At 73.0% G+C, this 17,055-nt stretch carries 18 protein-coding genes and 1 pseudogene; 10 read left to right on the top strand and 9 right to left on the bottom strand.

Features of this window, described 5'->3' with window-relative positions:
- Window positions 1–79: 79 nt before the first annotated feature.
- The 4 genes from AW273_RS37485 to AW273_RS26070 all read left to right on the top strand — a co-directional run bounded on the left by AW273_RS37485 (window position 80) and on the right by AW273_RS26070 (window position 2,990).
- Window positions 80–262, top strand: coding sequence for a hypothetical protein (locus tag AW273_RS37485; RefSeq protein WP_157556154.1), 183 nt, complete (start codon window positions 80–82; stop codon window positions 260–262).
- Between the two features lie 4 nt (window positions 263–266).
- Window positions 267–1,367 (top strand): sensor histidine kinase, encoded by a 1,101-nt coding sequence (locus AW273_RS26080; RefSeq protein WP_062353371.1) that lies wholly within the window; start codon window positions 267–269, stop codon window positions 1,365–1,367.
- Window positions 1,364–1,993 (top strand): response regulator, encoded by a 630-nt coding sequence (locus AW273_RS26075; RefSeq protein ID WP_232327597.1) that lies wholly within the window; start codon window positions 1,364–1,366, stop codon window positions 1,991–1,993. Before AW273_RS26080 ends, AW273_RS26075 begins: the two co-directional genes overlap by 4 nt.
- 205 nt (window positions 1,994–2,198) lie before the next feature.
- On the top strand, window positions 2,199–2,990 hold the full coding sequence (locus tag AW273_RS26070) for a hypothetical protein (protein WP_062353368.1): 792 nt from the start codon (window positions 2,199–2,201) through the stop codon (window positions 2,988–2,990).
- On the opposite strand, the gene AW273_RS26065 is transcribed toward AW273_RS26070, so the two are convergent.
- Together AW273_RS26065 and soxR are read right to left on the bottom strand one after the other, a co-directional pair.
- Window positions 2,981–4,051 carry a YhaZ family DNA alkylation repair protein gene (locus AW273_RS26065; protein WP_062353366.1) on the bottom strand — a complete coding sequence of 357 codons (1,071 nt, stop codon included), beginning with the start codon at window positions 4,049–4,051 and terminating at the stop codon, window positions 2,981–2,983. The genes AW273_RS26070 and AW273_RS26065 overlap by 10 nt on opposite strands.
- 36 nt (window positions 4,052–4,087) lie before the next feature.
- Entirely contained in the window at window positions 4,088–4,471 is a 384-nt protein-coding gene (soxR, locus tag AW273_RS26060; RefSeq protein WP_083950063.1) for a redox-sensitive transcriptional activator SoxR, read from the bottom strand.
- Between the two features lie 52 nt (window positions 4,472–4,523).
- Between soxR and AW273_RS26055 the strand changes: the two genes are divergently transcribed.
- Both AW273_RS26055 and AW273_RS39390 read left to right on the top strand, forming a co-directional pair.
- Window positions 4,524–5,048: an NADPH-dependent FMN reductase gene (locus AW273_RS26055; protein ID WP_062353359.1), complete on the top strand. Its 525-nt coding sequence runs from the start codon at window positions 4,524–4,526 to the stop codon at window positions 5,046–5,048.
- Window positions 5,041–6,003 (top strand): nitroreductase family deazaflavin-dependent oxidoreductase, encoded by a 963-nt coding sequence (locus AW273_RS39390; protein ID WP_198168365.1) that lies wholly within the window; start codon window positions 5,041–5,043, stop codon window positions 6,001–6,003. The genes AW273_RS26055 and AW273_RS39390 overlap by 8 nt, the downstream gene beginning before the upstream one ends.
- On the opposite strand, the gene AW273_RS26045 is transcribed toward AW273_RS39390, so the two are convergent.
- Window positions 6,000–6,455: a MarR family winged helix-turn-helix transcriptional regulator gene (locus AW273_RS26045; protein WP_062353357.1), complete on the bottom strand. Its 456-nt coding sequence runs from the start codon at window positions 6,453–6,455 to the stop codon at window positions 6,000–6,002. The two genes, AW273_RS39390 and AW273_RS26045, sit on opposite strands and share 4 nt — an antisense overlap.
- A gap of 57 nt (window positions 6,456–6,512) precedes the next feature.
- Here AW273_RS26045 and AW273_RS26040 point away from each other — a divergent pair, with 57 nt between their 5' ends.
- A complete protein-coding gene (locus AW273_RS26040; protein ID WP_062353353.1) occupies window positions 6,513–6,887 on the top strand; it encodes a cupin domain-containing protein in 375 nt (124 codons plus the stop codon).
- A gap of 9 nt (window positions 6,888–6,896) precedes the next feature.
- Here the strand turns inward: AW273_RS26040 and AW273_RS26035 are convergent, their stop codons facing one another.
- From AW273_RS26035 to AW273_RS26010, 6 genes are all read right to left on the bottom strand, one after another.
- On the bottom strand, window positions 6,897–7,172 hold the full coding sequence (locus tag AW273_RS26035; RefSeq protein ID WP_062353350.1) for a hypothetical protein: 276 nt from the start codon (window positions 7,170–7,172) through the stop codon (window positions 6,897–6,899).
- Window positions 7,173–7,185: 13 nt separating this feature from the next.
- The gene (locus tag AW273_RS26030) at window positions 7,186–8,934 is read right to left on the bottom strand and encodes a hypothetical protein (protein WP_062353347.1); all 1,749 of its coding nucleotides are present in this window, start codon (window positions 8,932–8,934) and stop codon (window positions 7,186–7,188) included.
- 102 nt (window positions 8,935–9,036) lie between these two features.
- A complete protein-coding gene (locus AW273_RS26025) occupies window positions 9,037–10,038 on the bottom strand; it encodes an NAD-dependent epimerase/dehydratase family protein (protein ID WP_062353344.1) in 1,002 nt (333 codons plus the stop codon).
- 58 nt (window positions 10,039–10,096) lie between these two features.
- Window positions 10,097–12,274 carry a SulP family inorganic anion transporter gene (locus tag AW273_RS26020; RefSeq protein ID WP_062353341.1) on the bottom strand — a complete coding sequence of 726 codons (2,178 nt, stop codon included), beginning with the start codon at window positions 12,272–12,274 and terminating at the stop codon, window positions 10,097–10,099.
- A 51-nt stretch (window positions 12,275–12,325) separates the two neighbouring features.
- Entirely contained in the window at window positions 12,326–13,792 is a 1,467-nt protein-coding gene (locus AW273_RS26015; RefSeq protein ID WP_062353338.1) for a hypothetical protein, read from the bottom strand.
- Window positions 13,793–14,010: 218 nt separating this feature from the next.
- Complete coding sequence (locus tag AW273_RS26010; RefSeq protein WP_062353336.1) at window positions 14,011–14,568, bottom strand: YbhB/YbcL family Raf kinase inhibitor-like protein; 558 nt, start codon at window positions 14,566–14,568, stop codon at window positions 14,011–14,013.
- Between the two features lie 238 nt (window positions 14,569–14,806).
- On the opposite strand from AW273_RS26010, the gene AW273_RS26005 reads away from it, so the two are divergent.
- The 3 genes and pseudogenes from AW273_RS26005 to AW273_RS25995 all read left to right on the top strand — a co-directional run.
- A complete protein-coding gene (locus AW273_RS26005; RefSeq protein ID WP_062353334.1) occupies window positions 14,807–15,316 on the top strand; it encodes a PH domain-containing protein in 510 nt (169 codons plus the stop codon).
- Window positions 15,313–16,773, top strand: coding sequence for a PH domain-containing protein (locus AW273_RS26000; protein ID WP_232327596.1), 1,461 nt, complete (start codon window positions 15,313–15,315; stop codon window positions 16,771–16,773). Before AW273_RS26005 ends, AW273_RS26000 begins: the two co-directional genes overlap by 4 nt.
- A 21-nt stretch (window positions 16,774–16,794) precedes the next feature.
- Window positions 16,795–17,055, top strand: a pseudogene (locus AW273_RS25995) (hypothetical protein); the annotation flags it as partial.

Genomic DNA, 17,055 nt, shown 5'->3' with positions numbered 1-17,055 from the left:
CCGGCCGTCCAGACTTCCACCCCCCTCTCCACCCAAAGCAGGGCCGACTCCACCCCGCCCCCTCCCTACCGTCCACCACATGACAAAACGCTCAGGCATGTGGCTCGACCTGCTGCACCGCCTTCTGGACGCCAACGGGGGAAAGATGAACGGCAAGCTCCTGCTCGCGATCGTCGTCGTGGCCATCCTGGTGGTGGTCGGCTTCGTCGCCTTCCGCCTTATCTTGGTGGACATGATGCTGACCCTGAGGGACGCGCGCTGAGCCGATGAGCGAGGTGCGCGCACGGGTCATGCGCCTGCTGGCGGCCGACGACCCGGAGACGGGCCGCCTGGTCAGGCTGCTGATGACGCTCGTCCTGGCCTGGTCCCTCGCGACCGCCTCGCCCGACCGCGCCCCCGCGCTCGTCTGGTCCGCGCTCGGCCTGTCGATGGCCTGCTGGCTGGCCTTCGTCCTCCTCGACGCGCGCCGCCCCCGCACGGCCGCGACCCTGCTCGCGGCCGCTTCGGGGGCCGCCGCGGCGGTGTCGGGGTCGGCGGAGGCGGCGCCGACGGTCTTCCTGTTCGCCACGTTGCTGCTGTTCGCGGCGCACCTCACGCCGTCGACGGCGGCGATCGTCGCGGTCACGGCGGCCGATCTGGGGCTCATGGCCGCGAGCATGGTGTGGTGGACGCAACCACGGTCGGCGATCGTCGTCAGCGGCGCCGTCATGACGTGCACGGTGCTGTTCGCCCTGCACCGCCGCCACTACCGCCGGGCCCAGCACGACCGGATCAGGGCGACGGCCCTGGCCGAGCGCGCCCGGATCGCCCGGGAGCTCCACGACGTCCTGGCGCACTCCCTCGGGGCGCTCGGGGTGCAGCTGGAGGTCGCCGAGGCGCTGCTCAGCGAGAAGGGCGACGTCGACGGGGCGGCGGCGCGCATCCGGCGGTCGAGGGCACTGGCCAGGGAGGGCTTGCTGGAGGCGAGGTCGGCGGTGGCGGCGCTGCGGGAGGACGTGCCTCCGCTGCCCGACGCGCTGAGCCTGCTCGTCGCCGAGCATCGCCACGATCACGACGTCGCCGCCGAGTTGCGGACCACCGGCGTCCGGCGGCCGATCACCCCGGCGGCGGAGGTCTGCCTGCTGCGCACCGCGCGCGAGGCGCTCACCAACGCGGCCAAGCACGCCGCGAACGCGCCGGTGACGGTCGAGCTCGGGTACGGCGAGGACGTGGTCCGGCTGGTGGTGCGCAACCCGTGCGCCGACCTGCCCCGGACGACCGGGCACGGGCTGCGGGGCATGGGGGAGCGGCTGGCCCTGGCGGGTGGGACGCTGACCGCCGGCCCCTCCGGCGGCGAGTGGACGGTCCGGGCGGAGGTGCCCGAGTGAGGGTCGTGGTGGTCGACGACCAGCAGGTCATGCGTGAGGGCCTGGTGGCGCTGCTCGGGCTGGTCGGCGAGATCGAGGTCGTGGGCGACGCCGGGAACGGGGAGGAGGCCCTGCGCCTGGTGGCGCAAACGCGTCCCGACGTCGTGCTGATGGACTTGCGCATGCCCGTCATGGACGGCGTCGAGGCCACCCGGCGGATCTCCCGGCGGTATCCGGAGACGGCGGTCGTCGTGCTGACCACCTACGACGACGACCGGTCCGTCGACTCCGCGCTGCTGGCCGGGGCGCGCGGCTATCTCACCAAGGACGCCGGGCGGGCCGAGATCGCCGCGGCGCTGCGTTCGGCCGCCGCGGGGCAGTCGACGTTCACGGCCGCGGTGTCGCGGCGGCTGGTCGAGGCGCTGACCCGTGCCGCGCCGCCGCCACCGGCGACCCTCCCTGACGGGCTGACCGCACGGGAGGCCGAAGTGCTGCGGCTGGTGGCGCGGGGGCTCAGCAACACGGAGATCGGCGCGGCCCTCTTCATCGCGGAGACGACCGTCAAGACGCACATCAACAACGCCTTCGCCAAGATCGGCGTCCGGAACCGGACGGAGGCCGCCGGGTACGCACGCGACAACCTGTGAGCGAAGCCAGTGACGGTTCTGAAGGACTGCGAAGCCTTGATCACGTAACGGCCCGGGACGTCTTCGGGCCATCCGGACATCTCCGTGAGACACGGGTTCTGGAACGGTCCGCCGGACCTTATGGTGATTCCAGATCATCATGCGACCCGAACCTCACGTCCCCCGAATCCGTCTCTCCGGTTGGGATCCCGAAACGGGAGGCGTCATGCGCAGGTTCCTGGTGCTGCTCGCCGTCGTCCTCGCCGTCGCCGCCTGCACCCCCGACCCCAACGCCCCGCCGAAGGCCCCCGGCCCGAAGGTTGCCGACCTGTGGCGCGACTTCCCGGTCGACTCGGCGCTCGACCGGCCGCTGATCGTCCTCGATCCGCTTCCGCTCACCGACGAGGCGGCCAGGGGGCGGGCGCCCGCCCCGGCCGTGTTGTCGGCGGCCGCGCCGCCGTCGAGGCAGCTCACCGTTCAGGGCCTGTCCCGGTACGTCACCCTCACCAGCGCCCGGGACGCCCTGGCGGCCATCCGTTCCCAGACCGCGCACGCGGCCCTGCCCGAGGCCCGGGTCACGGGCACGGAGCTCACGGTCTCCCCGTTCCGCACCGATCGGGGGCCGGTCGAGTTGCCGGCCTGGGAGTTCCGGCTGGCCGAGGGCGGCACGATGCGATGGCCGGCCCTCACGGCCGGCCACTTCTGGCGGCTGGGGTCGATGGTCCCCTCAGCCCTGGTCGGTGACCTGGTGGTGCACGGCCGGACGTTGTCGGCGACCTTCACCGTCAGCTGGGGCCTGCCCTGTCCGGGCACGGCGGCGCCCTGGATCACCCCGACGGTCGTGGAGTATCCCTCGTTCGTCTCGATCGGCCTCAAGGTGTCGAGCACCGACATGGGCGACTGCGACCAGCGGGTGTCGGTGCCGTTGCGGAAGGCGACCCTCACCCTGAGGGAACCGCTGGGCAACCGGGTCGTGGTCGACTTCGCGGGCCGCGTCGTCCCGGGTGACTACGGCTGACCGATCAGCGTGAACGGCAGCCCCGCCCGGATCTCCCCGTTCACCATGATCTCCAGCCGGCGGTCTCCCGCGGGTTCGCTGCGGGTGGTGACCGGGCGGAACGAATGGGCCTTGACCAGCGTGAACGTCTGCCCGGCGGCCGTCGCGACCCGTTCGCCCAGGTGGAAGACGCGCCGCGAGCGCTCGCGGGTGACGGCGTAACGCAACACGAGCGGGCCGGGGGCGTCGGCCCGGACGGTGACCGTGAACCGCAGGTGCCCGCCGATCTCGACGGTCGCCGACTCGGCGGCCAGGTCGTCGACGGACCCGCCACCCGGGGTGGCCCCCACCAGGGTCAGCGCCCGGGGGTGACCGGCGCGCAGCAACCCGCGCAGCGCGTGGCGCAGCACGGCCCGGGTGTGTTCGCCCGGTTCGGACCGCCAGCGTTCGAGCAGGTCGAGCGCCAGGTCGGGATGGTCTTTGGTCAGGTCGTTGACGTGGTTGGCGACCGACCGGCGCACGTATTCGCTGGGGTCGTCGCGCAGCGCGTCGAGGATCGGCACGGTCGGGCCGCCGTTGAGCCACGGCACCCGCGACCCCCACGGCAGGCGGGGGCGGGACCCCTCGGACGCCAGCCGCCGCAGATGCTCGTCGTCGGCGTCGGCCCAGGAGCGCAGCACCGCGAGGGCCTCGGCCCGGTGGCGGGCCAGGAAGGGGCGTACGGCGAACTCGCCGGTCGCGAACGGGGTCAGCACGCCCAGCGTCGTCATCGCCTCGCCCAGGTGGTCGAGCCCGGCGAGCGCGACCCATTCGGTCGCGGGCCAGCCGCTCCACATGTCGAGCCGGACCCGGGTGGTGGCCGCGCGCAGCAGCGCGGCGGCCTCGGGGAAGTCGGCCGGCATCGCCTGGGCGAGGGCGGCGGCGACGAAGCGCACCCGATTCTTGAGTTCGAGGCCGTCGAGCCCCGGCAGGGCCGAGGCGACGAAGCGGTCGCGGGGGAAGGCGGGAGAGCAGGCGGCGAGGCCGTCGGCGAGCAGGGTCACCGAGGCGGCGTTGATCTGGTCTTTCAGTGGTTCAGCCATAACCCGCCCATGCTGCCAGCCGCCACCGACAGAATCTCAGCCCAGCAACGCGCATCCGTCGAACGACAGGCATCCGCAGCCCGCGCATCGGGTGAACCGGTCGCGCATACGTTCCAGCCGGTCGATGCGCGACTCGATGTCGGCGCTCCAGCATTGCGAGGCGCGTTCCCAGAACTCCCGGGTGGGCGCCCCGTCGGACGGCAGCAGGGCCAGCACTTCGCCGATCCGGGCGAGCGGGATGCCGAGGTGGTGGGCGGCGCGGATGAACGCCACCCGCCGCAGGGTGGCGCGGACGTAGCGGCGCTGGTTGCCGGTGGTCCGGCGGCTGTGGATGAGGCCCTGGCTCTCGTAGAAGCGCAGCGCGGAGTGCGGCACGCCGCTGCGGCCGGCCAGCTCGCCGATCGTGATCTCCGGGGTCATGTCCGGCACCCTAGCTTGACCTCAAGCCCGGTTGAGGTTCCAGGGTGGAGCCATGAAGCTCGTCGTGATCGTCGGCAGTACCCGCCAGGGCCGGTTCGGGCCCGTCGTGGCCGAGTGGTTCACCGGCCACGCCCGGCAGCGGGCCGGCCTGACCGTGGAGGTCGTCGACCTGGTCGACGGGGAGCCCGGGAGTGAGGCGTTGCAGGCGGCGGACATGTTCGTCGTGGTCACGCCCGAGTACAACCACAGCTTCCCGGGCCCGCTGAAGACGGCCATCGACCGGCACGTCACGCCGTGGCAGGCCAAACCGGTGGGGTTCGTCTCCTACGGCGGCATCTCGGGCGGCCTGCGGGCGGTCGAGCACCTGCGGCAGGTCTTCGCCGAGTTGCACGCGGTGACGGTCCGGGAGACGGTCTCCTTCGTCTGGGCGCCGGGCCAGTTCGGCGACGACGGCCGTCCGCTCGATCCCGGTCCGTGCGGGGCCGCCGCCGACCGGCTGCTCGACCAGCTCACCTGGTGGGGGCGCGCGCTCGCGTCGGCCCGCCGGGCCCACCCCTATGGAGTTCCCGTTGCCTGACCTGTTCTTCACCACCGAGTCGAACGCCGCCGACGGGTGGTCTCCCGCGCCGTGGCCGGAGGGGCTCGTCTCCTTCGAGGTGTACGAGAGCCTGGACGCGGCCACCGTCCTGACGTACAGCCGATGGACCGCGGACGGCGCCGCCTTCCTGAAGGACCTCACCGGAGCCGAGCCCACCGCCTACCACCTCTACCGGCACGGGGCCGACGGACGCGAGCCCGGCTGCGTGGTCGCGGTCGAGGCGGAGTTCGACGGCCCCGACCCCGACCGGCTGCGCCGCTGGATCGACACCGTCTTCGACGCCATGGCCGGTGAGGAGCCCCACCCCGGCGGCATCTCGGGCCGCTTCCACACCAGCCTCGACGGCACCCGCATGCTCAACCTGGCCGGCTGGACCGGCGCGGAGGCCCACGAGGAGGCGCTCACCCTGCGCAGCCCCGCGTGGCGACGCGTCTACGACTTCCCCGGGATGACGAGCGGTGGTTTCCGCCGGTACGCCCCCATCAAGCCGCGCGCCGACATCGACCCCAGCCCCACGGGCTGGGTCGCTAGCCACGTGTCGGACTACGTCGAGTCGGGCGGCACCAAGGGTCACACCTACCAGGGCAGACCGGCCCTGCTGCTCACCACGACCGGCCGCAGGTCGGGCCGCCCCCGCCGCACCGCCCTCTTCTACGGCGCCGACGGACCCCGCCACCTGCTGGTCGCCTCGAACGCGGGCTCCCCGTCCCACCCGGCCTGGTATCTCAACCTGACCGCCGACCCCCACGTGACGGTCCAGGTCGGCCCGGAGGTCTTCACCGCCCGCGCCCGCACCGCGACGCCGGAGGAGAAACGGCGGCTCTGGCCGACGATGACCGAGGTCTTCCCCCTGTACGCCACCTACGAGGCCCGATCGCCGCGCGACCTGCCCGTGGTGATCCTGGAGAGAACCGTCCCGGGCTGGGGGAGCTAACCGAACCACCCCGGCACGTCGAGCCGGAACAGCTCGCCCGGCGTCATCCGCCGCAGCGCGTCCTCCAGGTCGTCGAGCCGCCCGGCCCCGAGTTCGGCGGCCCACCGCGCCCGCAGCTCGTCGAACACCTCGGCCGACCGCCGCAGGGCGTCGGCCCCGTGATCGGTCAGCACGACCGTCTTGCGGCGGGAGTCGGCGGGGTCGGGGACCCGGGTGACGTAGCCGAGCCCTTCGAGGGTCTCGACGGTCTTCCCGGCCGCCTGTTTCGAGACGCCCAGCGTGCGGCCCAGCGACGCGGCCGAGTCGGCCCCCCGGGCGACGGCCTGCAGCACGAACCCGTGCATGGGCCGCATGTCGGGGTGGCCGCGTTCGGCGAGTTCCTCGTGGAGGGCGTCGATGAGCACGCGGAACGCCATCAGCAGCCGCAGCGGCAGCTCGAACCCGTTTGACATAAAAGACAACCTGATTGACTATATGGACAACGACATTGTCTACCTTAGGGGATCGAGATGACCGTCATCCGCGCCGCGGCGGCCCGCCGCTCCGAGACTCCGGCCGGGGTCATGACCACCTTCGCCTCGCCCGGCCAGGGCGGGTCCGGCCAGTCCGTCTGGCGGGTCGACGCCGAACCCGGTGTGGCCGGGCCGGCGCACGACTTCGACCGCGAGCAGATCTGGGCGTTCGTCACCGGCGGCGCGACCGTCGAACTGGGCGGCGAGACCGTGGAGGTCGCCGGGGGCGACACCGTGATCATGCCGCCGCACACCGCGCGCCGGGTCACCGCCGCGGCCGAGGGCTTCACCGCCGTCGTGACGGCCGCCGGGGACGCCAAGGCGATCCTGCCCGACGGGACCGTGCACGGCACCCCGCCCTGGATCGCCTAGAGCTCCGGCCTAGAGCACCGGCCGCGCCTGGGCCAGCCAGGCGTGCGGGTCGGCCGTGTCGACCGGGTAGACGAAGAACAGGTCGGCGTGGCCCGACGTCATGCTGTCTTCGGCCCAGAAACGACCACACGACGTGCAGCGGAGGATGCCGAGCCACCGCGAGTCGTCGCGTTCGACCAGGTCGAGCAGGGGTGCGATGACCAGCAGGTGCCGGGCCAGCACCAGGCCCTCGGCCTTGTCGCGCGGCGCCCGGTACCGGTCGTGCCCGCACCCGCATTCGTCCACGGGATCACGATAGTCAGGGGGCGCTCTCGCGCAGCACGGTCGTCGTGCCCGCCGTCACCGTGACCTCCCCGGCCGGCTGCGCGCCGCCGTTCGGCCCCGGGGTGGCGATCAGGCCGCGCCCGGCCAGGACGTCCTTGACCGTCGGGCCGGTCACCGTGATGCGGGCGACGTCGCGGCTGCCCGCGACCAGGTAGTACCACTGGCCCGACGGCGCCTGCCACCACGTCGCCGCCACCACGTGGCGCTTCAGGCGGCTGCAGTCCCACGTGCCCGCGAGGGAGCCGGTCGGGATCGTCACCGTCCGGCCGGGGGTGGCGACGGCGAGCACCGCCCTGACCGAACTCGTCCCATCGGTGTTGGAGAACCGGGCGCACATCCACCGCGCCCGTGCCGACTCCGGCAGCTCGCCCGACCAGAACTCCCAGGCCGTCGCCGCCTCGGCCTCGACCGGCGGGAACGGCAGCGCGCACGACAGGTGCGCCCACGCGCTGAACCCGCCCGGCGACACGTCGATCTCCGCCGGCCCCGTCCGGTCGATCTCGGCGGGCGGCGGCGCCTGGTGGGTCACGTTCGCCAGCGCCAGCCGCCCCAGGTCGAGCATCGTGTAGGCCATCCCGTGGGCCACCCCCGGCGCGCGCAGCCGCAACACCGGGCCGCGCCAGCACGGACCGGCCGTGACCTGCGGCACCGGACCGGTCACCCCACCGGCCAGGGCGACCGGACGCCACTTCGCGCCCAGCCGGCTCAGGTTGGCCGCCGACACCTCGGTCACCCACGGCGGCACCAGGTAACGGCCCCCCGACAACTTCAGCGGGGTCGACCCGTCGGCCTTCAGCCGAGGCTCGGGGAACACCTCCAGCGACCGCGACCGCCCGGTCTCGGCGTAGCGGGCCACCCGGCCGGAGTCGCGGAGCAGCACGACCGTGGTGCCGTCGAGACGGCCCGCGTAGAGGAGCTGGGGCGCGACCGGCGGGCTGGGCAGCGCGCCCGACACCGGCTGCGGGGTCACCTCGCCCTGCCAGGCCCGGACCGCGCGGGCGACCAGCCCGTCGTCGCCGGTCAGGTCGCCCCGGGGCTCCCAGGTGTGCAGGTCGAGGGTGGTGGTGGTCCGCCACGTGCCGGGGGAGACCCGGCCGACCTCGGGTAACGCGGGGGCGGCGGTGGCGGCGCGCACGTCGTGCAGGCCCAGCAGGTGGGGCACGCCCGAGACGGCGAGCAGCCCCGCGGCGGCGGCCAGCGCGATCAGGACCTTGGACGGGCCCCGGCCGTAGATGCGGGCCAGCGTCGGGTCGGCGGCCGGGCGGTGGTCCTCCAGGCGGCCGTGTTCGTCGTCGAGCGCGTCTATCAGCGCCAGCGCGATCGTCGGCTCGGCCACCCCGGCCGCGCCCAGCAGGCGGCGGGCCTCGCCCGCGTCGAGGCCCTCGATGCGGGTGAGCGCGTAGCCGGCGCGGGCGGCCGGCGGAAGCTCCTCCAGCGCGGCGGTGAAGGCGCGCTCGTCGCTGCGGACGACCGCGGGCACCACCTCAAGACGGCGCCCGAACCCGATCAGCGGATAGGGGCGCCGCTTCAGCACCCGTTTCAGCACGTCGAGGCGGGCCTGCTGCGGGTCGCCGGGACGCCGCAGCAGCGCCCGCGCGGCGAGGCGGTGGGCGAGCAGCACCCGCCGCTCGCCGCTGTCGGGCGGCAACGTCAGATAGGCGAGCCACACGAGGTCGCGGTAGGGCCGGGCAAGGGCGGAGTTCCCCTTGATGGACCTTGCCATGGAAACGCTTCTCCCGAGTCATCACGTGGCGTAGCCGTCTGAACGCGGCTCGTGAATCCTAGGGGCAGCGTTCCGCTCTCGGTGGGGATGCCGGGAAAGTCGTCAGCTCCGGTTGTCCCAGTCGGCCAGGATCGCGGCCTCCTTGTCCGGATCGATCCCGTGGGCGAACCGCGCCCCGAACACCCGCTCCCCGACCGGCACGTGCCGCAGCCACTCCCACGTGTCGCGCACCGTCTCGCTGACCGGCCGGCACGTGAGCCCCGCCGCACGGGCCTTCGAGGAGTCGGTCAGCCACACCCCCGGCATGCTGTCGTCGGCCCACAACGGGAACTCCGTCCACATCTGCGCCCCGTGCTCGTGCAGCACCGCGTCGTCGACCCAGACCAGCTCGGCGTCCGACCCGGTCACCTCGACGCAGTCGCGCAGCCACTGGCCGTAGGTGGTGTTGGCCGGGACTCCGCCGGTCAGGAACTTGCCCGTGGTGCCCTTCTCGACCTGCGCGATCGTGAACGCGGCGATGTCGCGGGCGTCGATGAGCTGCATCTCGCGGTCGGGGTTCCCGGGCGCGACCACCCGGCCGCCGCGCTCGATCCGGGTCAGCCACCAGGGCAGCCGGCCGACGTTCTCGTGGGGGCCGAGGATCAGGCCCGGCTGGACGATGAGCGTGCCGCCCTCGAAGTTCTCGCTGACGGCCAGCTCACACCCCGACTTGAGCGGGCCGTAGTCGCCCTCGGTCGCCTCGGGGTCGCCGGGGAACTGCTCCGACTCCTCGTTGACGCCGATCTCGCCCGGAAAACCCTTGTAGGCGCTGATGCTGGAGATGAACGTGTAGTGGGAGGCGTGCCCGTTCAGCACGCGCACCCCGTCGAGCACCTTCGCCGGGGTGTAGCCGCACACGTCGACGACGGCGTCCCACTCCCGGCCGTCGACCAGGCGCACCAGGTGGTCGTGGTTCTCCCGGTCGCCGTGCACCGACTCGACGTCGGGCCGGTCGGCCCGGCTCACCCCCCGGTTGAACATCGTCACGTCGTGGCCCCGCGCGAGGGCCTCCTCGACGACGGCCCGGCCGAGGAACACCGAGCCGCCGATCACCAGAATTCTCATGCCCCCATCCTGGATGCCCGATGTCGGGCGGTCCGCCCCGTTTCACGACGGGCCGATTTCACCGTCGGTGAAGCTCCGGTACGGGCGTGAACCCCTCCTCGTCGAGCAGGTGCACCCGGGCGGTCGCGATGTCGAAGTAGAGCCCCGACAACTTCAGCTTCCCGGAACGTTCCAGCCGCTCCACCATCGGATGGCTGCGCAGGTTCTCGAGCTGCTGGATCACGTTGACCCGGCACAGGTGGTCGAGCGGCGCCTCCTCGGGCCCGTGGGGGGTGTTCTCGAACCGCTCGACCGAGTGGTGCCCGTGGCGCAGCCAGTTGCCGACCGCCGTCAGGCCCGTGGGCGCGTCGCCGAGCAGCGCCACCATCGCGCCGCACCCCGAGTGGCCGCACACCGTGATCGTGCTGACGCCGAGGACGCCGACGGCGTATTCGATCGCCGCCGCCACCGAGTCGTCGGCCGGCACCGACTCGAACCGCGGCACCAGGTTGCCGACGTTGCGGACCATGAACAGGTCGCCCGGCCCGCTCGCGGTGATCACCGAGGGCATCACCCGGGAGTCGGCGCAGGTGATGAACAGATGGGACGGCGACTGCGTGCGCGCCATGCGGGTCAGCAGCGGCCGGATCAGCGGCGCGGTCCGGCGCTGGTATTCGCGGGTGCCCTCCAGCAGGTCGCCGGGCTCGGCCGCCGGGGGCCGCCGGTAGGCCCACGGCAACCACGACCAGTCGAGCTTGGGCGGCGTCTTGGCCGGGAACACCCGCGTCCCGCTGGCGGCGGCGGTGTACCAGTCGTCGTGGAGCTCGTCGATGTCGACGGTGCCGCCGCCCCGTTCGTGCTCCAGCCGCCAGTTGTGCAGCGCCTCGAACGCCGCGTTGTCCATGAAGTCGACGTTGAGCAGCATGTCGACGTCGGCGCCGCGGGGGATCGTGCGCAGCGAGTCGGTCAGCCGGGGCACCCCGATGAAGATCAGCGACCCGGTCACCACCACCCGCCAGCGCCCGCCCGACGGGTTCACCTCGACCGACACCCAGGTCAGCCGCCGCAGCGCCAGCAGCGCGGCCAGGCCGAGCCCGATGACGATGCCCTCGGCCAGCCCGACCAGCACGACCGCGCCCATGGTCAGGAAGTAGATCGGCATCTCGCCGTGGCCGCGCAGCCCGCGCGCGGTGCCCAGGTTGACCATCTTCACGCCGATGAACAGCAGCAGCGCGGCCAGCGCCTCCATCGGGATGAGCCCGAGGGCCGAGGCGAACGCGATCGTGGCGATCAGCACCCACACGCCGTGGAGCACCGTCGACCAGCGCGACCGCGCGCCCGCCCGGACGTTGGTGGTCGTCCGGACCACCACGCCCGACACCGGCAGGCCGCCGAGGCCGCCCGACACCACGTTGGCGACGCCCTGCGCGCACAACTCCCGGTCGAGGTCGGCGCGCGGCCCGTCGTGCATGCGGTCGGCGGCCACGCACGTCAGCAGCGACTCGACCCCGGCGAGCACGGCCACCAGCAGGATCGAGGCGGCGACGGCGTGCCAGTCGCCCGCGGGCAGGATCGGCCCGGCGAGCCGGCTCAGCCCGTTGGCCAGGTCGACCTCGGTGAATCTCCAGCCCGCCAGCGCCGCCGTCACCGTCGCGATGGTGAGCGCCGCCAGCGGGGCGGGCACCAGCCGCACCTTGGGGATGCGGTCCCAGACCAGCAGCACGCCGATCGTCAGCAGCCCGATCATCACCGCGTCGCCGTGGAGGGTGGCCACCTGGGCCGGGACCTCCAGCAGGTTGTCGAGCGCCGACCGCTGCGGGCTGCCGCCCAGCACGATGTGGAGCTGCGAGAGCGCGATGACGACGCCGACCCCGGCCAGCATGCCGTGGATGACGGCGGGGGAGACCCCCAGGGCGGCCCTGGCCACCCGGAACGCGCCGAGCACGATCTGCAGCAGCCCCGCCGCGAGGGTGATGGCGCAGGTCGCCCGCCAGCCGTACACCTGGACGAGATCGGCCACCACCAGCGACAACCCGGCCGCCGGACCGCTCACCTGGACGACGGACCCGCCCAGCGCGCCCGCCACGATTCCACCGACGATCGCCGCGACCAGCCCGGCCGCGATCGGCGCCCCGGACGCCACCGCGATGCCCAGTGACAGCGGAACCGCCACCAGGAACACCACGAGTGAGGCCGGAACGTCATGCCGCAGCACCGAAACGACACGCTGCGTGGTCGAACTGTTACCCCCGGTCATGCGGCGACCTTATGCCAAGGTCAGCCGAGGGTCCTACTCAGACCGGGGAAATCAGCGGTAATAGTCGGGTTGGTCGGTCTCGGGGGTGCCCCGGTGAGTGCCCCGGCGTGCGCCGCCGCTGCGGGTGGTCTGCTCGCCGTAGAGCTCGTCGTAGGAGGGCCAGCTCCCGCCGTTGTTCTGCGGCGGGGCGGGCGGCGCGGCCCCGGGGTAGGCCTGCTGGTCGTAGCCGTAGGAGCCGGCCACCGAGTCGGAGTCGTCGATCGTCGCCCAGCCGGCGCTGACCTCGTAGGAGCCGGGCGCCGGGGTCGGCAGGTTGCCGGTCTGGTAGGCGCCGGTCGAGAAGTCGTTGTAGGACGGCGCCGGTGCGGGCATCTGGTAGCCCGCCGCCTCGCCGGTCGACCAGGTCGACCCGCTGCCCGGACGGGGCGGCTCGGGGTCGTCGAACACGTCGCCGCTGGTGCTGCCCCACGACGAGGGGGCGGTGGCCGGCGGCTGGTAGGTGCCGCCCGCGGGCGGGGCCGGCCAGCCGGTGGGCTCGGGGTAGGCCGGCGGGATCGGTTCAGGCTGCGGCGCGGCCGGCGTGGGGAAGTTGCCGCTGGTGTAGCCGGTGTCGTAGCCGGGCCGGCTGGGGAACGGTCCGGTCGGGGGCTGGTCGTAGGAGCCCGGCCGTTCGAACATGCCGGTCGAGGGACCCGACGAGAACGGGTCGGTGGAGACCCCGGGCGGGGTGAAGGGGCCGGTCGCGGGGCTGCTCAGGTCGGGGGTGGGCGCGGAGAAGGTGACGGTCTTCTGCTCGGCGAGCTGCGAGGAGGGGGTGGCGCGCAGCCCGTCGACCATGCCGGTGTCGGGGGACAGGAACCCGTTGGACGGGGTTCCGGTGTTCAGCGGGCCGGTGCTGAGACCGGCGATCGGGGTGACCACCCCGGGAGTGAGCGCGGCGGCGATCGGGGTCACGACGCCCGGCGTGGGAACGGGCTGGACGGGCGGCTGGACGGCGGCCGGGCGCTGAGGGAGGACACCCTGGACGGTCGCGGCGTTGGGGTCGACGGCGCTGATGGGGGTCACCGACGCCATGGGGGCGGGGCCGGCCGCGGCGGGCTCGGGCTCCACCGGGCGGGGGGTGGCCATGCGCTGCTTGATGGTGCCGCCGAACGCCCCGTCGTCGGCGCGGACCCGTGACCAGTAGTCGTCGTCGTAGTCGTCGTCGGCGCCCCACTCGTCGACCCCGCGTTTGCCTCGGGGAGCACCGGCGGGCTGCTGCTTGGCGCCCTGGCGGCTGCCGGGACGGGGCGGCGCGCCGGGGGCCTTGGCGGCCGGTTTCGGCGGCGCCTTCTTCGGCTCCTCGAAGGCGTCGAAGCCCTCGGGGAAGCTCTCGAAAAAGGTCTCCTCAGCGGGCCGGCTGCCCTTCTTCTTCGCGGCGCCCTCGGCCATCGCCTTGATGCGCTCGGAGGAGAGCGCGCTCTCTCTCCGGTTCATCGACCGCATGCCGAGTGCCACGACGATCAGCACCAACAGCACAACGGCGACAAGGCCCAAAATGACCGCGGTCATAGCACCACCCTCAAGGCCATGGCCTTCCAGCGGCGCCGGTGAGATCGCGCGGCCATCGACGCGACCTGCCCCCTGTGATCACCTGCGCTCAGCAATTCAGGATCCGATTCTGCTCGACCACAATGACCGTTGTCACACCCTAGGCGAAGATTGGTCCACCACTACTACGTGCGGTCACCAGCATGTCACTCGATGTCAGCCGCAGTGAGGCGACCTCGGGCGATCGTGTGTGACGCGATGGTGGCCAGACTCTCCGAGAGGGGGGCACCCTGCGGGAGGTCCAGTTCTTCGTTGAGGGCGTAGACGGTGAAACGGTAGCTGCCATCGGGCTGGCAGGGGGGCACATATCCGACTTTTCCACTAGTCGTCTGCCCCTGCCGTGCACCCCGGGGGGTGCCGTTCTCCGCGAGTTCGGTGGTGTTGGGGTCGATGTTGAAGACCACCCAGTGCACCATCGCCTTGTCTCCCGCGGCGTTGTCGTCGACCACGAGGGCCACCGACTTGGCGCCCGACGTACCCGACCAGCGGAGGGGCGGATTGCCCAGGTCTCCATTGCACGAGTAGCCCGACGGCAACGGGTCGCCGTCACGGAACTGCGGGCTCGACACACTGATCACGTCGAGGTCGGCGGGCGAACCTCCGCCCACGATCCCGCAGCCCGAAGCCGATGCCGCCAGCGCCGCGACGGCCGCCGGAATGAGAGCGGCTCGGCGCGTGCGAACGGACTTCGTCAGCGACCCCATGCCCGATGATGCTACGCGGATCCCGCAGGTGCGCCGACCCGATCGCGATGATCCACAGAGAGAAGAACCTCCGCAATCGCCGGGTTCGTTCATTGGTCCACCCCGGCCGAACCGGTGTGACCTGGGATTCCTATGATTCAGGTGGGGAAGTGGTACTCGCCGGTAGAAATCTTCAAGCGCGGGTTGGGGGGTGACCAAGGGCACATCCCGACGATTTAGGGTGGGATCGTGATGCCAGATGCGTGACGCGCTGCGTGACCCCGCCAACCAGGTCTCGCCGAGGGCCAGATCGCTCTGGTTCGCGGAGGCCGTCATCGTGACGGTGCTGCTGGTGGTCGGGCTGGTGCTGCTGTCGATGTGGATGACGGGGTGGGAGTTCCTGCCCCAGTGGCTGCTCGACCGCACCTGGGTGGCCGCGCTCGCCATCGGCCTCGTGCTCGTGCCCTTCGTGCTCGCCGAGCCGGTCGTCCGGTTCGCCGTGCACCGGTGGGAACTGGCCGCCGACGTCGTCTACGCCCGCTCGGGCTGGTTGTCGCGCAAGTGGGTGTTCGTGCCGGTGTCCCGCATCCAGACCGTCGACAAGGCGCAGGGCTGGCTGGAGCGCTTCTTCGGGCTGGCGACGGTCGAGATCCGCACCGCCTCCTACGCGGGGTCGTCCACGATCAAGGGCCTCGACTACGAGGTGGCCGCGCGGCTGGCCGAGGAGCTGTCGCGCCGGGCCCAGGAACTCCGGGACGACGCGACGTGAGCATCCCGTTCCAGGAGCCGGTGCCCGAGGCCGCCCGGCTCAGTCCCCGCCTGCTGCTCATCGACCCGATCAGGGTGCTGCCGTCGCTGCTCGTGCCGCTCGCCGGGGTGCTGGTGGCCGGAGGGTTCTCGCCGCGCTCGTTCATCTGGGCCGCGCTCGGCGTGGCCGGTTCGGTCCTGTACGCCGTCGTGCGCTGGGCCACCTTCTCCTACACCATCACCGCCGGCCGCCTCGAACTGTCCCGCGCCTTCATCGGCCGTTCCACCCGCGTCATCCCGCTGGAGCGCATCCGCGGCGTCGACGTCACCACGCCGTTCCTCCACCGGCTGCTCGGGCTGGCCGTGCTCAAGCTCGACACCGGCGCCGGAGGCGACAAGCAGGAAGGCGAGCTCGACGGCATCACCGTCGAGGAGGCCGAACGGCTGCGCGCCGTGCTGCTGTCCCGCCACCACGCCGTGATCGCCCCCGAGCGGCAGGCGCGGCCCGCCGCGCCGCACGACCACGTGTTCCTGAAGGTCCCGCGCGCCTGGCTGCGCTACGGCCCGCTGTCCGGCGCCTACCTGTTCACCCCGTTCGCGCTGGTCGCCGGCGCGGTCGGCCTGGCCTTCCAGTGGGGCGGCGAGCTCGGCCTCGACGAAGACGACGCGGTGGCCGTCGGCGAGTGGCTCTGGGGCCACCCGCTGCTCCTCATCGGCGCCGCGGTCGTGCTGGTCGTGCTGATGCCGTTCCTGGGCGCGGCCATGTACGCCTTCTTCAACTGGAACTTCGTGCTGTTCGGCCGGGGCGACCACCTCGTGGCCGAGCGCGGCCTGATCAACCGGCGCGTGGTCTCCCTCGAACGCCGCCGCATCCGAGGCTACGAGATCGCCGAAAGCCCGCTGGAGCGCCGCGCCCGGGTGGCCCGCCTGTGGGCCGTGGTGACCGGCCTCGGCGACTCCCAGACCCGCGGCCAGCTCCTCCCCGTGGCCCCCCGCGCCGCCGTCGGCGACATCGCCGCCGAGGCCGTCGGCCCGTTCAGCGAGGCGCTGCGCCCCCACCCGCCCGCCGCACGCCGCCGCCGCCTGTTCCGGGCGATCGCGCCGTGGGTGGCCCTGGCCCTGGTCATGTACGCCCTGGGCTACGCCCTCATCGGAGTCGCCGCCACGGTCCTGGCCGTGGCCGGAATCGCCCTCGGCCTCGACCGTTACCGGTCACTGGGCCACACCTACGACGGCACCCGGTTGTCGGTCCGCTCGGGGTCGCTGCGCCGGGCCCAGGCGGTCGTCGAACGCCGGGCGGTCGTCGGCTGGACCATCGAGCAGACGTGGTTCCAGCGCCGCGCCGGGCTGGTGACGGTGATCGCCGGGGTCGGCGCGGGCAGCGGCGGCTACAAGGCGATCGACGCCGGAGAGACCCAGGCGGCCGCGTTCGCCGCCGAGGTCACCCCCGACTGGATGGCGCCCTTCCTGAAGCGTTAGTCCTGCTTGGGCGCGCCGAACATGATCTCGTCCCACGACGGCACCGAGGCACGGCGGGCCCGCGACTTGCGGCGCGGGGCCGGCTTGGGCGCCGGGGCGGGCGCGGCGCCCGCGGGCACCGGCTCGGCCGGCTTCTCCTCCTTCGGCGCCGGCCGCTGCGCGGGCGGCTTCGCCTGCGGCGGCGCGGGCCGCGGCTTGACCTACTTCGGCATGACCGCCGGGGTCGGCGGCTCCTCGGCCTTCGCGGGTTCCTCGGCGACCGGCTCGGGCGCGGCCTGCGGC

The organism is Herbidospora yilanensis (assembly GCF_001570565.1).
Lineage (GTDB): Bacteria > Actinomycetota > Actinomycetes > Streptosporangiales > Streptosporangiaceae > Herbidospora > Herbidospora yilanensis.
The sequence above is the reverse complement of the archived record's forward strand: the minus strand, read 5'-3'. Positions and strand labels throughout refer to the sequence as shown.

Excerpts from the sequence above, each read along its gene's own strand:
- AW273_RS37485 (WP_157556154.1), top strand. The coding sequence starts at position 80 with ATGACAAAACGCTCAGGCATGTGGCTCGACCTGCTGCACCGCCTTCTG.
- AW273_RS26080 (WP_062353371.1), top strand. The coding sequence starts at position 267 with ATGAGCGAGGTGCGCGCACGGGTCATGCGCCTGCTGGCGGCCGACGAC.
- AW273_RS26070 (WP_062353368.1), top strand. The coding sequence starts at position 2,199 with ATGCGCAGGTTCCTGGTGCTGCTCGCCGTCGTCCTCGCCGTCGCCGCC.
- AW273_RS26065 (WP_062353366.1), bottom strand. The coding sequence starts at position 4,051 with ATGGCTGAACCACTGAAAGACCAGATCAACGCCGCCTCGGTGACCCTG.
- soxR (WP_083950063.1), bottom strand. The coding sequence starts at position 4,471 with ATGACCCCGGAGATCACGATCGGCGAGCTGGCCGGCCGCAGCGGCGTG.
- AW273_RS26055 (WP_062353359.1), top strand. The coding sequence starts at position 4,524 with ATGAAGCTCGTCGTGATCGTCGGCAGTACCCGCCAGGGCCGGTTCGGG.
- AW273_RS26045 (WP_062353357.1), bottom strand. The coding sequence starts at position 6,455 with ATGTCAAACGGGTTCGAGCTGCCGCTGCGGCTGCTGATGGCGTTCCGC.
- AW273_RS26040 (WP_062353353.1), top strand. The coding sequence starts at position 6,513 with ATGACCGTCATCCGCGCCGCGGCGGCCCGCCGCTCCGAGACTCCGGCC.
- AW273_RS26030 (WP_062353347.1), bottom strand. The coding sequence starts at position 8,934 with ATGGCAAGGTCCATCAAGGGGAACTCCGCCCTTGCCCGGCCCTACCGC.
- AW273_RS26025 (WP_062353344.1), bottom strand. The coding sequence starts at position 10,038 with ATGAGAATTCTGGTGATCGGCGGCTCGGTGTTCCTCGGCCGGGCCGTC.
- AW273_RS26020 (WP_062353341.1), bottom strand. The coding sequence starts at position 12,274 with ATGACCGGGGGTAACAGTTCGACCACGCAGCGTGTCGTTTCGGTGCTG.
- AW273_RS26010 (WP_062353336.1), bottom strand. The coding sequence starts at position 14,568 with ATGGGGTCGCTGACGAAGTCCGTTCGCACGCGCCGAGCCGCTCTCATT.
- AW273_RS26005 (WP_062353334.1), top strand. The coding sequence starts at position 14,807 with ATGCGTGACGCGCTGCGTGACCCCGCCAACCAGGTCTCGCCGAGGGCC.